General features: G+C 41.8%; 18 protein-coding genes. 17 read left to right on the top strand and 1 reads right to left on the bottom strand.

The features are described 5' to 3' along the window. Positions 1-30: 30 nt before the first annotated feature. Complete coding sequence (locus LAQ65_RS12155; protein ID WP_224117240.1) at positions 31-759, bottom strand: DUF4290 domain-containing protein; 729 nt, start codon at positions 757-759, stop codon at positions 31-33. 83 nt (positions 760-842) lie between these two features. Between LAQ65_RS12155 and LAQ65_RS12160 the strand changes: the two genes are divergently transcribed. From LAQ65_RS12160 to yidD, 17 genes are all read left to right on the top strand, one after another. Continuing rightward, positions 843-2,021 carry a glycosyltransferase gene (locus LAQ65_RS12160; protein WP_224117241.1) on the top strand — a complete coding sequence of 393 codons (1,179 nt, stop codon included), beginning with the start codon at positions 843-845 and terminating at the stop codon, positions 2,019-2,021. Between the two features lie 32 nt (positions 2,022-2,053). Further along, positions 2,054-2,404: a gliding motility protein GldC gene (gldC, locus tag LAQ65_RS12165; RefSeq protein ID WP_224117242.1), complete on the top strand. Its 351-nt coding sequence runs from the start codon at positions 2,054-2,056 to the stop codon at positions 2,402-2,404. A gap of 33 nt (positions 2,405-2,437) precedes the next feature. Further along, entirely contained in the window at positions 2,438-2,887 is a 450-nt protein-coding gene (locus LAQ65_RS12170; protein WP_224117243.1) for a GatB/YqeY domain-containing protein, read from the top strand. A gap of 57 nt (positions 2,888-2,944) precedes the next feature. Continuing rightward, positions 2,945-3,484 carry a CvpA family protein gene (locus LAQ65_RS12175; protein WP_224117244.1) on the top strand — a complete coding sequence of 180 codons (540 nt, stop codon included), beginning with the start codon at positions 2,945-2,947 and terminating at the stop codon, positions 3,482-3,484. Positions 3,485-3,585: 101 nt separating this feature from the next. Beyond that, positions 3,586-4,362, top strand: coding sequence for an alpha/beta fold hydrolase (locus LAQ65_RS12180; protein ID WP_224117245.1), 777 nt, complete (start codon positions 3,586-3,588; stop codon positions 4,360-4,362). A 29-nt stretch (positions 4,363-4,391) separates the two neighbouring features. Continuing rightward, positions 4,392-5,054, top strand: a complete 663-nt coding sequence (locus tag LAQ65_RS12185; RefSeq protein ID WP_224117246.1) for a CBS domain-containing protein — start codon at positions 4,392-4,394, stop codon at positions 5,052-5,054. A gap of 127 nt (positions 5,055-5,181) precedes the next feature. Further along, positions 5,182-6,612 (top strand): POTRA domain-containing protein, encoded by a 1,431-nt coding sequence (locus LAQ65_RS12190; RefSeq protein ID WP_224117247.1) that lies wholly within the window; start codon positions 5,182-5,184, stop codon positions 6,610-6,612. Between the two features lie 32 nt (positions 6,613-6,644). After that, positions 6,645-7,526: an NAD kinase gene (locus tag LAQ65_RS12195; RefSeq protein WP_224117248.1), complete on the top strand. Its 882-nt coding sequence runs from the start codon at positions 6,645-6,647 to the stop codon at positions 7,524-7,526. Positions 7,527-7,593: 67 nt separating this feature from the next. Beyond that, the gene (gene porG / locus LAQ65_RS12200; RefSeq protein WP_224117249.1) at positions 7,594-8,448 is read left to right on the top strand and encodes a type IX secretion system protein PorG; all 855 of its coding nucleotides are present in this window, start codon (positions 7,594-7,596) and stop codon (positions 8,446-8,448) included. A 131-nt stretch (positions 8,449-8,579) separates the two neighbouring features. Further along, entirely contained in the window at positions 8,580-9,335 is a 756-nt protein-coding gene (locus LAQ65_RS12205; RefSeq protein WP_224117250.1) for an isoprenyl transferase, read from the top strand. Between the two features lie 53 nt (positions 9,336-9,388). Beyond that, entirely contained in the window at positions 9,389-12,115 is a 2,727-nt protein-coding gene (locus LAQ65_RS12210) for a BamA/OMP85 family outer membrane protein (RefSeq protein ID WP_224117251.1), read from the top strand. Positions 12,116-12,141: 26 nt separating this feature from the next. Further along, on the top strand, positions 12,142-12,654 hold the full coding sequence (locus LAQ65_RS12215) for an OmpH family outer membrane protein (protein WP_224117252.1): 513 nt from the start codon (positions 12,142-12,144) through the stop codon (positions 12,652-12,654). A 68-nt stretch (positions 12,655-12,722) separates the two neighbouring features. Beyond that, positions 12,723-13,229: an OmpH family outer membrane protein gene (locus tag LAQ65_RS12220; protein WP_224117253.1), complete on the top strand. Its 507-nt coding sequence runs from the start codon at positions 12,723-12,725 to the stop codon at positions 13,227-13,229. A 66-nt stretch (positions 13,230-13,295) separates the two neighbouring features. Further along, positions 13,296-14,150 carry a glutamate racemase gene (murI, locus tag LAQ65_RS12225; protein WP_224117254.1) on the top strand — a complete coding sequence of 285 codons (855 nt, stop codon included), beginning with the start codon at positions 13,296-13,298 and terminating at the stop codon, positions 14,148-14,150. A 168-nt stretch (positions 14,151-14,318) separates the two neighbouring features. Continuing rightward, complete coding sequence (gene rpmH / locus LAQ65_RS12230) at positions 14,319-14,474, top strand: 50S ribosomal protein L34 (protein WP_214459837.1); 156 nt, start codon at positions 14,319-14,321, stop codon at positions 14,472-14,474. Positions 14,475-14,569: 95 nt separating this feature from the next. Then, positions 14,570-14,977: a ribonuclease P protein component gene (gene rnpA, locus LAQ65_RS12235; protein WP_224117255.1), complete on the top strand. Its 408-nt coding sequence runs from the start codon at positions 14,570-14,572 to the stop codon at positions 14,975-14,977. Beyond that, on the top strand, positions 14,974-15,204 hold the full coding sequence (yidD, locus tag LAQ65_RS12240; protein ID WP_224117256.1) for a membrane protein insertion efficiency factor YidD: 231 nt from the start codon (positions 14,974-14,976) through the stop codon (positions 15,202-15,204). The genes rnpA and yidD overlap by 4 nt, the downstream gene beginning before the upstream one ends. The last annotated feature ends 4 nt before the right edge of the window (positions 15,205-15,208 follow it).

The raw sequence follows: 15,208 nt of genomic DNA on the forward strand, positions 1-15,208 counted from the left end.
TAGTGAATAGTAAATAGACAATTCTGCCGCTTACTTAAACCGCTTCTTATTATACTTATTATTTCCTCTGTTACCGCCAATATTACGGTCGCTTCCACTACGGTCACTGCGATCGATACCACGGTTTCCGCCTCCACCGCCTCCGGTGTTGCGTTGCTGGAATTTTTGAGGGCGTTTTCCACCGCCACCACCACGAAAATCGCGCTGCCCTTCATTTGGCCTGAATGCCTTTACATATGGTGTATTGGTAAACTCGAGTTGCCCACCTGTTATACTTTTCAATTCACCCTGTATCGCATCATCATGTACAATTTCTTTATGCCAGTTGCTGTAAGCAAGTTTCATATAATAGGCAATAGCATTGGCAAACCCCTGCTTTTTCTCTGGATTTTCTTCTTTCAGGGCTTTTTGTATAACTACTTCAATATTCTTTCCAATATGGGAATAGCGCGGGTATCCTTTAGGGTATTTAAGCGGGGAAGGCTTCGCTTTAAGCGTTTCTTTAGTAGGTATTGGATAAGGAGATTCTACCTCAAGCTTAAAATCAGAAATTAAAAAAAGGTGATCCCAGAGCATATGCCTGAAGTCTTCCACATTTTTCAGGTGTGGGTTGAGAAACCCCATTAATTCAATAACAGCCTTTGCATTCTTTTGCCGTTTTTCATCATCCTCCAGCGACATCAGGTATTCAATCATTTTTTGGATATGACGGCCATATTCCCTCATCACCAGGTGATTTCTCGTTGTGTTGTATTCCATTCAAACAATTTGTCTTATTGCAAATGTAAGTGATGCCATTCAGGAAAAAGAACCAATTTGCAGGCATTGTTTAAATTACCTGTATGAACACCCTGGCCTATAATATAGACCCACTCTTGGATGAACATGCCCATTTTGGTGCTCAATCGTTTTTAAATGCTATCCCAGACCTGGCCGAAAGCTTATCCGGGTTCCGGCATATTGCAGTCACGACCGCAACAGGAGTTAAACTTGAACCAGCTTCAGTTGAATTTACATCCGAATCAATTGAAAATCAATCTATTGATTCAGGATCGGAAAAAAATACCCAGCTCGAACTGGTTAGTTTGAAGATTCCTGGCGCCCTGTTTCAAAGCCGGAAATCCGTATATAAGAATGTGCTGAAAAAATGGCTCAGGACGGCTGAAATTAATGCCTGGGTTACTACAGACCCGCAGACTATCTGGGAAGGCCTTGAGGTTCCGGCTATTTTAATGGCATCTGCACAGCAATTACTGCAACCGGGCGGTAAGACAAATAAACAAAGGTCGGGGCGGGATATGCCTGGTTGGACTGCCGCCAAAAAGATCCTGGTGCCCCTGCAGGTCGATAAAACAGCCATTCTTAAAGACTATCCGGAATTGGAGAATAAAATCTCAGTTGTTTATCCTGCTTTCCAGGAGCCGGTATTGCCTATTACCTGGGCAGAACAGGAGCAGGTTAAAATGCGCTATTCCGGAGGCCGAGATTATTTTTTATATGCCGGGGAGTTGGATGAATCACAAGATATCCTGTTTTTATTGAAAGCTTATTCGCTGGTAAAGAAATGGCTGATGACAGGTATGCCGCTTATTCTTGCCGGTCCTTCCACCGAATGGACGCCAACGCTTGAAAAATTACTGCTCACCTATAAATACCGTTCGGATGTTTCTATATTTCCCAATTTGGAAATAAAGGATGTGAAGGAACTGGTTGCCGGTGCCTATGTGATGGTATATCCTGCCGCGTCAACAGAAGATGCCTATCCGCTCGAATGGGCTTTTTCTGCGGGAACACCAGTAATAACATGCGATTCTGAGGCCATAAAGGAACTCACAACAGGAGCATCTATGCTTTCTACTGCCAGGGATATAGACCAGCTGGCGCATGCAATGATGTTATTATACAAAGATGAAAACCGGCGCGCCGGCCTGATTTCAGCTGGAAAGGAAAGGGTCGAAAAGTTAAACCGGGAATATACCATAGAACAGTATAAGTCTGTAATTCAGGACCTGTTTGGCTGATAATGGCTAGTTTTGCATCCTTAAAAGACAATATGCAGGAATCGACTATTACTATAGATGTACAACTCGACCCAGATAAAGTGCCTTCAAATATATACTGGAGGGCAAGCGGAAGTACTGTTGAAGAAGCTCAGCAAGCCAAAGCAATGATGCTGGCATTCTGGGACGGGGCAGATAAAACCGCTATGCGGATTGATTTATGGACAAAGGAAATGATGGTAGATGAAATGGCTGATTTTTTCTACCAGACGTTTATGACAATGGCTGATACTTTTCACCGCGCCACCAGGAATGATGATATGATGAAAGACATGAAAAATTTCGCAAAAGATTTTTACAATAAATTTCGCGAACAACAAATGAAAGAAAATGCAGCCGGCTGATCTGATCTTTATCCCATACTAAATTATAACTATATGTCCCTGGAAGAAAAAGTGATGGCCGATATGAAAGAGGCCATGAAATCTAAGAATGAAGCCGCTCTTCGCGGACTCCGTGCCATTAAAGCAGAAATTATTAAAGCGAAGACTGAACCTGGTGCAAACGGACAGGTTTCACCGGAAACAGAAGGAAAAATGCTTCAGAAAATGGTTAAGCAACGCAAGGATTCACTGGAGATATTTAATCAGCAGAACAGGGCAGACCTTGCTGCAAAGGAAATGGAAGAAATTGCCATAATTGAGCAATTTTTACCAAAGCAATTGAACGAAGACGAATTGAAAGCTGCTTTAACTGCGATTATTACAGAACTTGGAGCAACGAGTGCAGCTGATCTTGGGAAGGTGATGGGCGTGGCTTCAAAAAAATTAGCTGGCCAGGCTGATGGGAAAGCCATTAGCACAATGGTAAAAACACTTCTCGGATAATTATACCCGGCGGGTATTACCCGCCGGGTAAAAAAGGTGAAAACACTTTTGCAATTTATGGTCCTGGACTTAATTACATTGGGCATACTGTTGCTGGCTATGGTTAAGGGCTTGTCAAAAGGACTTTTAGTGGCTGTATTTTCTATGGTTGCCCTTGTAATTGGTTTAGCAGCAGCCCTGAAATTATCTGCTATTACTGCATTTTGGCTGGAAGGCTCAGTGAATATTTCATCGAAATGGCTGCCCCTGGTTGCCTTTCTATTGGTTTTTATAATAGTGGTAATATTGGTTAACCGTATTGCCCTATTGATGGAAAAGACAATTGAGTGGGCTTTTCTGGGCTGGATAAACAAGGCAGGTGGTATCTTGTTTTTTGGCATATTATACCTGTTAATCTGGAGTGTTATTTTATTTTACCTTGTTAAAATGCATATTATTACAGATCAACTAATGGAAAAATCTGTAACATATGCGGTTATTGCTCCATTTGGACCCGCAACAATGAATTGGATAGCAGAGCTGATTCCGGTTTTCAAACACGTTTTCGATGATATCGGCCATTTTTTTGAACAGTTATCTTCAGGTATTAAACCATAACTATGAACTCTTTATGGCAAGCAGTACAGTAAGGCACTTCCCATAATTGAGTCAAATGGCCTATTTTAGCAAATAATTGGAAGTATTATTTTTAGATACAGATGCAATACGAGATCAAACAGCTGGATAAGTTCAGGTTTATTGAGGAAGGAGAAGGTGAACCCCTGGTATTATTACATGGCCTTTTTGGGGCTCTTAGCAATTTTCAGGACCTGATTGAATATTTCCGCAACTATTATAAAGTTGTGGTCCCGATTTTGCCATTGTTTGAATTGGATATCCTGCATACATCAGTAGGGGGCTTACAAAAATTCGTTCAGAAATTTATTGAGGCCAAAGATCTCCGCCAAATTCATTTAATGGGGAATTCTTTGGGCGGGCATGTTGGTTTGGTTCATGTACTGAAACAACCCGAAAGGATCAGAAGCCTCATTCTGACAGGAAGTTCAGGACTTTTTGAAAATGGAATGGGCGACACTTATCCTAAAAGAGGTGATTATGAATATATAAGAAAAAAAACAGAGCTAACCTTTTACGACCCTAAAATGGCCACTAAGGAATTGGTGGATGAAGTATATGATATCGTAAACAGCAGGATAAAAGTAATCAAGATAATAGCACTTGCAAAAAGCGCCATACGGAATAACCTGGGTGAAGAATTAAACCAAATCAAACAACCAACACTACTGGTTTGGGGGAATAATGATTCTATTACCCCTCCATTCGTTGGAAGGGAATTCAACAGGCTTATCCCTAACAGTGAACTTCATTTCATTGACCATTGTGGTCATGCGCCGATGATGGAAGTACCTGATGAATTTAACCGCATCCTGCATAAATTTTTGACAAAACTGAATGCGCCTGCAGCGGTAGCCTGAAAATTAGCGTCTACGCATAAACATTAACAGTGATTAATAAGGATCTTATTTCTGCGTCTTTGCCGGTGCTATCTCCTAAAGATCCCGTGTATCGTGCATTGCAACTAATGGACGATTATAATGTCATTCATTTACCGGTAGTAGACGAAGAAAAATACCTTGGACTGATCGCCGAGGGTGACCTTCTGAATGCAGAAAATGACCAGGAATTGGTAGAATCTTTGCTGGGAGTGATTTCAAAAGTCAAAGTTCTTCCGGCAAATCATTTTACGGATGCGCTGCAATTGGCCAATGAATACGGGTTGGCTGTTATTCCGGTTGCTGAATCTGATATGCAATGGGTAGGTTCTATTGCTTCTACCGACCTCCTTAAATTCACCGGGCACATGATTGGTGCAGATGAACCGGGGGGAATTATAGTCCTGGAAATGGATAAGCGAAGTTTTGCATTTTCTGAAATATGTAAACTCGTGGAAACCAATGATGCACAAATTACCCAGCTCAATACTCATTTTGATAATAACCTTGGCGTTTTTTATGTAACAATTAAACTGAATAAACTTGAATTGTCTGATATTGTTGCCACATTCCAGCGATATGACTACCAGGTAAGTTATTTTTTTGGAGAAGAACAGTATGAAAATGAACTCCGCAACAATTATGATCATCTAATGAATTATCTCAATCTCTGAAAAAATCATATTCCTGTTACCATTCTTCTTGCTAATCCTGTATTTTCATGGGCAGCGCAGAATGAATATGGTATGGAAATATAGAATGCTTTTGGTTGCAGGCTTATCTTTTTTAAGTTGTACCCTCTTGGCGCAAAAAGCGCTAAATACCCCAATTGAAAAAAATCAACCCTTATCTGATAGCAGCCTTACAGAAAAAAACTTTCCTTCAATTCATGCTGATTCAGTCCGTAAACCCTTTGTTGTAGGCATTATTTATGTTTCTGGAAATATAAGGACCAAGGATTATATAGTAAAAAGGGAAATGCCTTTCCAGGAAGGCGATTCCATTTCCTTGACTGAGCTGGTCAGCAAATTTAAATTGGCCAAGGAACTTCTATTCAATACCCATCTTTTTAATGAGGTGATTGTCTCGTTGAAGAGTTTCAGGGGTTATATGGTTGATGTTCAGGTAGATGTAAAAGAACGCTGGTATATTTTCCCCATTCCATATATAAAACCGGTAGACAGGAACCTGCAAACCTGGGCATCAAAGGGATATAGTTTCGAGAGACTTGATGTAGGTGCAAAATTTACCCATTATAATACTACCGGAAGAAATGATCACCTGAGACTTTGGTTGATTACGGGCTATTCAAGGCAAATCCAGGCAGCATATGAACAGCCATTTGCTGATAAAACCTTAAAGAAAGGATACGGACTAAATTTCGGTTACATTGCCCAAAAAGAAGTTAATGCCCTGACTGTCAATGATCAGCAATTTTTTTTAAAATCTGATTCACTGCCCGATGCAGGACATTTTTTACAGGAGCAATGGGCTGCTTCTGCGCAATATACCTACCGGCCGGGATTAAAGACACGTTATTCTTTTAAGGTTGGCTATAATTTTAACCGGGTAGACAGCGCCGTATTGGCTGTAAATCCTACCTACCTGAGTATAAGTGGAAAAGGCAAAGTAATGTATCCTGAATTTGTGTATGCAATTAACTATGTGGATGTCGACTATGTGGCTTATCCGATACGTGGGCAAATGGCTGAAGGTACCCTCGCGAGGGCAGGTTTTGGAAAAGATATCGATTTGTGGGCTATTTATCTCAAAGGCCTGAAGGCATGGGAACTTAAATGGAAAAGTTCTTATTCCATTCAATTTAATGGCATACTAAGAGTGCCTTTTGATCAGCCCTTTTCCCAACAGCGCATTTTCGGATATGGTGATTTTTATTTACGCGGACTTGAAAAATATGTCGTTGATGGAGTGGCTGGGGTAATGGTCCGGAATACACTGAGGCGGGACCTGTTCAATTATATCCTGCGGCTTCCTGTTAAAAGCGGAAGCCATGACAGAATTCCTTTTCATTTTTATGCGAAAGCGTTTAGTGATTTCGGTTATTCCTATAATAAAAACAACACTGAAAACTATTTGCCTAACCGTTTTTTGTACACAGCTGGCGCAGGGTTGGATATTGTAACTTTCTATGATGTGGTCTTGCGGTTTGAATACAGTTTCAACCAGTTAGGGCAAAAAGGTTTGTATTTTCACTTCAAGAATGATTTTTAAAACCCTATCTTTCAGCGGATAAATAACCCATCATGAGAGTGGCGATTTATAGCCGGGTAATAGATCAGAGTGATCACACAGAAATTCAGGAATTGTTCAATGAACTGGAAGCGCAGCATATAGAGCCTGTAATATACCAGCCATTTTTTGAGCAAATCATCCATACTGTAAAATTCAGGGAACTTAATATAAATACCTTCACCGGCTCGAATGACCTGGATGAATCTATTGAGTTTATTATCAGCCTTGGGGGTGATGGAACGCTACTGGACACTGTTACCCTGGTAAGGAACAAAATGATTCCGATACTTGGAATAAATTTCGGCAGGCTGGGCTTCCTTGCCAGCATTGGTAAAAAAGAGCTGAAGATAGCAGTGTCTTCAATGGTGAACCGAAGTTTTGTATTGGATAAACGGTCATTGATTCATCTTGATGCCGACCGGTTATTATTTGGTGAAACACCTTATGCACTAAATGAATTTGCTATCCACAAAACGGATATTTCCCCAATGATTAAGATCCATACTTACCTTAACGGGGAGTTTTTGAATACTTATTGGGCAGACGGATTAATTGTAAGTACACCTACGGGTTCAACCGGTTATTCACTCAGTTGCGGGGGGCCAATAGTTTTTCCGGAATCTGGCAGTTTTGTGATTACCCCGGTGGCACCCCATAACTTAAACGTCCGCCCGATTATTGTTCCCGATGACAATATCATCTCATTTGAAGTTGAGGGCCGTTCGGACAATTTTATTTGCGCCCTGGACAGCAGGCGGGAAATAGTTTCCAGGAATATTCAGTTAGCAGTAAAAAGAGAAAAATTTGATGTTAATATCGTACGCCTGAATGAAAACAATTTCCTGGCCACCTTGCGTAATAAATTGTCCTGGGGCCTGGATACCCGCAATTAGCATTTCATTTATACCAAATTCTACCATCTTACGTTCCAACACAACGGATAAACAATAACTTGCAAGTATGAAGAGATTAATCCTGCTTTTAGGTATAACAATGGGAATACAATCTGCTCTATCAGCCCAGATGGAAGCTGTAGTGCATGAGGGTGAAGTTGGTTTAGCAATAGGCGCGTCCCATTATTTTGGTGACTTGAATCCCGATTTACATTTAAACCGGCCCAAATTTGCAATGGCAGTGTTTTTTCGCAAGCAGTTTCATAACTATATCGCGGTCCGTGTCAGTGGCCAGTTTGCCCAGGTTGGCTATGCCGATAAGTACTACGACAATAATGAATTTCAACGGCGCCGCAACCTAAGTTTCAATTCAAGTATCTGGGAGCTGGGCCTGCAGGGTGATTTCAATTTTTTCAAATTTGTTCCAGGTACTGAAGAATACCGGTTTACCCCATATGTAACTATTGGTGCCAGTATATTCAGTTATGACCCTTATGCATACCTAAACGATCAAAAATATTTTCTTCGCCCGCTAGGTACGGAGGGTCAGGGAACGGCAGCCTACCCCGACAGGAAACCATATAGCAGTATGGCTTTTGCAATGCCATTCGGTGTTGGTGTAAAATATGCCCTGAATAGTAAAATGAACCTGGGTTTTGAAGTACTATACAGGTTTACCAATACCGATTATCTGGACGATGTCAGCACTACCTATGTGGGAATTGATAAGTTTCCACCTTTGCCTGATGGTACCCCTTCGGCTGCTGCTTTACTGCAGGACCGTAGCTACGAAATTGGTGAACCTATTGGAATTGAGGGCCGCCAGAGAGGCTATTCCAAGCAAAATGACCAGTTTGTAACTGCCATGGTAACGCTGAGTTTTAACCTGAGTTCCTACCAATGCCCCTCTGCTAAATACTGATTGGGGTGAACTGAGAAGGGTAAATGATGGATAGGGTGGCATTGTATTTAACCAATTAATTTTTTCAAACGCCCGCTATTCCGGGCTTTCAGCTCGTTTTTACGTACATTTGCACCCTGAAAAATGTTCATATGACTTCGCTTGAAGCGAAAATTGACCGGCAAAAGTTGCCAAGACACATCGCTATCATTATGGATGGCAATGGGCGTTGGGCCCAGGAAAAGGGGCAGGATCGCCTCTATGGGCACTTTCATGGAGTTGAAAGCGTTCGTGATATCGTAGAGGGTTGTGCAGAATTGGGCATTGGGTACCTAACCCTGTATGCATTCAGTACTGAAAATTGGGACCGACCGGCATACGAGGTTGATGGGTTAATGGAGTTATTGGTAGATACTATAAGGAATGAAGTGGAAACACTTAACCGCAACAACATTAAATTACACGTGATAGGCGATACGAATATGTTACCGGAATACGCCCGCCAGGAATTAAAGGAAGCCATGGAAATGACAAGCCACAATACTGGCCTGAACCTGGTAATGGCGCTTAGTTACAGTAGCCGTTGGGAACTGGTTAAAGCGGTTAAAAGCATAGCAGAAGATGTAAAGGAAGGGAAAATTGACCCTGCCACTATTAACCAGGATATCCTCCAGAAATACCTTTGCACCAGCGATTTCCCCGACCCTGAACTAATGATCAGAACCAGCGGGGAATACAGGATCAGTAATTTCCTCCTTTACCAATTAGCTTATGCTGAACTGTATTTTACGAATGTCCGCTGGCCGGATTTCCGGAAAGAGAACCTTTTTGAAGCCATAATAGATTTTCAGCAACGGGAAAGACGTTTTGGAAAAACAAGTGCCCAGATACAGGAAGCCCCCCTTTAACAAAGCTTTTCGAACTATCCCCCTTAATTTGCCTACTTTATAAAACCAACTGGATGTACAGAAGATTACCTGTTGTTGCTTTTTTACTACTATTGATCGGAATAAATGCGCAGGCACAACAGCCTGATACAACTCGTCCTACTGCTATTGATCCTGAGCTGGAGGCGCTGCTTACTACCAAAACGCCTAAGGAGTTTGTAATAGCAGGTATAGAGGTGACAGGTACAAAATTTCGCGACGCTTCTCTCTTACTTTCAATTTCCGGGCTAAACGTTGGCGATAAGGTTGTTATTCCCGGAAGCGATAATTTAGGCAAGGCAATCCAGAATCTCTGGAAGCAAAATCTATTTTCCGATATCCAGATTTATTATACAAAAATTGAGGGCAGTAACCTTTATCTGGAAATTAATGTTACCGAAAGACCAAGTTTGGCAGGTTATAGTTTTAAAGGAATCAAGAAATCTGAATCAGAAGACCTGGAAAAGAAAACAGGTTTGGTAAAAGGGCGTGTGATTACTGAAAACATGAAACGGTCTGCAGTGCAGAATATCGAAAAATATTATGTAGAGAAAGGATTCAGAGGAGCTAAAGTTACCATCGAAGAAAAAACTGACCCGGCCCTGCCAAACTCCCAGACACTTGTATTCAATATAAGTAAAGGAGGTAAAGTAAGAATTAACCAGGTCAGCTTTTATGGAAATGATGCTGTAAATGAACTGAAGCTGAAAAAGCAACTGAAAGGAACAAAGGAAACTACCAGGATTACACTTTATCCGGATATAGACTCAAGCAGTTTCGGCACCCATAAGAGAATTTCTTTTAATGAATACATCAAAGATTGGGGCTTTCTTTCTCCAACCAAAACAGGTAATTACCTGGATCCCTATTTCAGGTTTAAATTATTCAGTTCTGCTAAATACAACCAAACAAAATATGATGAGGACAAGTTAAAAGTACTCGACTACTACAACTCAGTTGGATATCGCGATGCAACCATTTTAGCAGATACACAATACTTCACCAGGAAAGGAAACCTGAATATCGATCTTAAAGTAGAAGAAGGCCGGCGCTATTATTTTGGCAATATCAGTTGGAAAGGAAACACGAAGTATGGTGATTCCATTCTGACAGTATTGCTTGGAATAAAAAAGGGCGATATCTATAATTTAGAAACACTTAATACAAAACTTGGGAAAACCATGAATCCCGAAGGAGGCGATATCAGTGGCCTATATATGGATGATGGTTATCTGTTCTTTTCTGTCGACCCGGTTGAAACTGCTGTATACAACGACACTATTGACTTTGAGATCAGGATGCGGGAAGGCCCTCAGGCCACTATCAAAAATGTGAATATTGCCGGCAACGAAAAGACCAAGGAATATGTTATCCGCCGCGAATTAAGGACTGTTCCAGGCGAGAAGTTTAGTCGTGCTGACCTCATTCGTTCCAACCGTGAAATAGCTAACCTTGGTTATTTCAACCAGGAGAAAATTGATATCAACCCCGTTCCAAATCCGGATGACGGGACAGTTGATATAAATTATAAAGTGGAAGAGAAATCCAATGACCAGCTTGAGTTATCAGCCGGTTGGGGCGGGGGCATTGGATTAACCGGAACCCTTGGGGTGACTTTCAATAACTTTTCACTGAGAAATATTTTCAACAAGGAAACCTGGGACCCCCTTCCAACTGGTGATGGTCAAAAGTTGAGTGTTCGTTTCCAAAGTAACGGTCGTCAGTTCAGGTCATATAATTTTTCGTTTACCGAACCCTGGCTGGGTGGTAAACGGAGGAATTCATTTACTACCAGTTTCTACAGCACAAAGTATACGAATTCTTATAATCCTTACACTGGCAGGTATGATAAAAGCCGGGGAGATACTTCCTATCTGAAAACAACGGGTATAACTTTCGCACTTGGTAAGCAATTAAGGTGGCCGGATGATTATTTCACACTCGTATACTCACTCAATTTTACCCAATATAAATTAAGAAATTACCCTAATCTTTTCCCGGGCCTGAACAATACCAATGCCCATAATTTAAGTCTTAAGATCGCGTTAAGCAGGTCATCTATCGACCAGCCTATCTTCCCGAAGAGCGGGTCTAATTTCGTGGCCAGCGTGCAAGCCACACCACCATATTCACTTATTGATCCCAGTCGTGTAACTTCAGCAAATCCTTATGAACTTCCAGAATTTCATAAATGGCGGTTCAACGGCGAATGGTATGTGCCGATAGGCCGGCCGATGGGAGCTGACCATAGTAAGCAATTCGTTCTCAAGGCTGCTGCCAAATTTGGTTTCATGGGCAGGTACAACAAAAACCTGGAATTTTCACCCTTTGAACGGTTCCAGCTTGGAGATGCTGGACTGACCAATAATTTCGGGTTATTGGGGTATGATATCATTGCGCATAGGGGGTATCCTGTTTATGATAATTCGAATCCTAATATCAACCCTGATAAATCTACAGCCAGCCAGTTTTTCACCATCTTTAACAAGTATACGATGGAACTGCGCTATCCGTTTTCTACCAACCCGAGCAGTACAATTTATGGACTGGCATTTTTTGAGGCAGCCAACGGATGGTTCAACTACACAGATTATAACCCTTTCCGTTTAAGGCGCAGTGCCGGTTTAGGTATGCGGTTTTTCCTGCCTATGTTCGGATTGCTTGGATTTGACTATGGTATTGGATTTGACCGCCTTACTCCCAATGGAAGTTTAAAGGATGCGGCCAAGTTTACCTTTATGTTAGGATTTGAACCAGAATAACAGAGATTTAAATAAAATATACGGTTATGAAAAGAGCCTTATTAACAGTTTGTTTTTTTGTAATAGCCGCCATGGCTGTCCAGGCCCAGAGGTATGCAATTGTTGATACGAAATATATCCTCGATAAAATGCCGGAATACAAGGAAGCCCAGACAAAACTGGACCAGTTCAGTGAGCAATGGCAAAAGGAAATTGATACGAAGCAGGCGGCACTGGACAAAATGTATAAAGATTATGAAGCCGAGCAGGTAATGTTAAGCGAGGAACTTCGGAAAAAGAGGGAGGATGAGATTTTTGTTCGGGAGAAGGAAGTTCGAGAGCTTCAGCGCAAGCGGTTCGGTTTTGAAGGGGACCTTTTCAAAAAGAGGCAGGAACTCGTGAAACCTGTACAGGATAAGGTTTACACTGCGATTCAAAAAATCGCCGTGGCCCGTATGTATGACTTTATTTTGGATAAAAGTGAAGGAATTACCGTTATATTTGCCGACCCTAAGCTCGACAAGAGCGAAGATGTGTTAAAAGAACTTGGTGTTAAATAAATGACAAAGGCTTTTAATAAGACAACTAAAACCACAACGAAAACAACTTTTAAGTAACAAACAATCGCATGAAAAAAGTTTTATCAATTCTTATGGTGGCTGTGGCACTGGTGATGGTTAGCAGCACTGTTAAGGCACAAATGAAAATTGGCTATATCAGCTTCAATGAAGTGGTAGCTGGTATGCCAGAAGCAAAAAAAGCAGACTCTACACTGGCGCAGTTCCGGGATGCGTTGATCGCAAACGCACAGGAAAAAGAAACAGCGTTAAATGAAGGTATTGCAAAGTTCAACACGGATTCAACCAAAATGACGCCTGCTGTTAAAGACGTAAAAAGGAAAGAACTGCAGCAGAAATTGACTGAATTGCAAGGAGAAGAACAGCGGATTCAACAGGAACTGCAAAAAAAGCAGGAAGAACTGAGCGCACCGATCCAGAAAAAAGCAATGGATGCTGTAACGGCAGTTGCTAAAGAAAGCGGATATACTCATGTTTTCCCAAAGGAATACCTGATCGTATCTCCCCCTGCTGATGATCTATTACCTTTAGTAAAGAAAAAATTAGGGATTAAATAATATTCTTATCACAGGCTCTGTATGAACGCCGGGATAGCATCCCGGCGTTCGTTATTTTTGCCATATATGAATCATCCAAAGGCCATCCAGGTAAATTTGCGGGCCAAAACCCCCATAGGTATATTTGACTCCGGGTACGGCGGACTTACTGTTATGAAAGAAATTGTCAAAGCCCTGCCTGGCTTTGATTATATCTACCTTGGGGACAACGCAAGGGCCCCCTATGGAACCCGCAGTTTTGAAACGGTTTACCGGTATACCCTGGAATGTGTGGAATGGTTTTTTGAACAGGGATGTCCCCTCGTTATACTTGCTTGCAATACTGCTTCAGCTAAGGCACTTCGGTCGATACAACAAAACGACCTTCCCTTGATGGATCCTGGTAATAGAGTGCTTGGAGTTATCAGGCCTACTGCCGAAGTAATTGGCAATTATTCAAAAACAAGGCAAGTTGGTATTATGGCAACAAATGGTACGGTTGCTTCTCAGTCTTATCCAATTGAGATCAAAAAATTCTTTCCGGACCTCGATGTATACCAGGAAGCTTGCCCGATGTGGGTGCCGCTGGTTGAAAACAATGAATATGATAAGCCCGGCGCTGATTATTTCATAAACCAGCACATCTTTCAGTTACTGGAAAAAGGGTCAAAAATTGATACAATCTTATTAGCCTGCACGCACTATCCGTTGTTGATCAATAAAATACGCCAATACCTGCCACTAGGTATAGAATTGCTCTCACAGGGTGAAATTGTTGCGAGGAGTCTCGTTGACTACCTGGAAAGGCATCCTGAAATAACCGGAAGGTTGTCTTTAGGGGGGCATAAGCGGTTCTGTACCACAGATGACGCAGCAGGTTTTGGGCAAAGTGCCAGTATTTTCTTTGGAGAAGCGGTAATAGCTGAAAAGGTTAACCTGTAAGAATTAAGCCCAAATTTTTCAGGATTTTGCATACTTCTTTTCGTTGAATTCCCTTACCTTTGCCGTCCCTTTCACGACACAAGCGGGTATGGTGGCCCGATGTGACTGGAATTCAATCGTCTGCTTCTCCACAGGCGACTATTTTTTAGGGTCGAAAAAAATTGTAATATGAAAAGAACATTTCAACCACACCGTCGTCGTCGTAAAACCGTTCACGGTTTCCGCAAACGCATGCAAACAGCTAACGGCCGTAAAGTACTGGCCAGCCGTCGTGCTAAGGGTCGGAAGAAACTGTCAGTTTCTTCTGAAAGCAAACTGAAGTAATTGAATCCGCCTTGTGCGAGGTTCGGTGATATAGTCATTAGCTCCGCCCCGGATTCCCGGAACGGAGCTAATTTTGTTTTATTGTAGCACATAAATTGGAACCTATCACTATTCATACACTGGGGAGGGCCGAAAGGCTGAAGCATCGAAAACTGATCGATGACCTTTTTAAAAAAGGAAAATCTTTTGTTGTCCCACCCTATCGCCTGTATTATAAAAACCTGGGAACACCAGATGCGGGCAAACCTTCCCTTCAATTTGGTGTTGGTGTTAGTAAAAGGTATTTCAAAAAAGCGGCTGACAGAAACAGGATCAAGCGACTCACAAGGGAGGCCTACCGTACCCAGTGTCACCATTTAAAAAGTCTGGTCGAAATGAAAAATATTCGCCTGGTCCTTTTTTTTATATACACAGGAAAAGAACTGCCAGGCCAGCAGCAATGCAGGGAAGCAATTGATCAGGGTCTGGAAAAACTATCCCGCACGCTTAGTCCCAATAAATGAAATGGATTAAAACCATATTGAGTTTTCCTTTTATAGCCATCATTAAACTGTACCAGTGGATCATTTCCCCCTGGTTAGGGCCAAAATGCAGGTTTACGCCTACCTGTTCTCATTACGGACTGGAAGCGTTTAAAAAACATGGTCCGGTTAAAGGATTCTGGCTTACCCTGAAACGCATCAGCAAATGCCATCCCTGGGGTGGTAGTGGCTATGATCCGGTACCTTAATTAT

Origin of the sequence: Flavihumibacter profundi (assembly GCF_020076305.1) — a bacterium.
In the GTDB taxonomy this organism is placed as follows: Bacteria; Bacteroidota; Bacteroidia; order Chitinophagales; family Chitinophagaceae; genus Flavihumibacter; species Flavihumibacter profundi.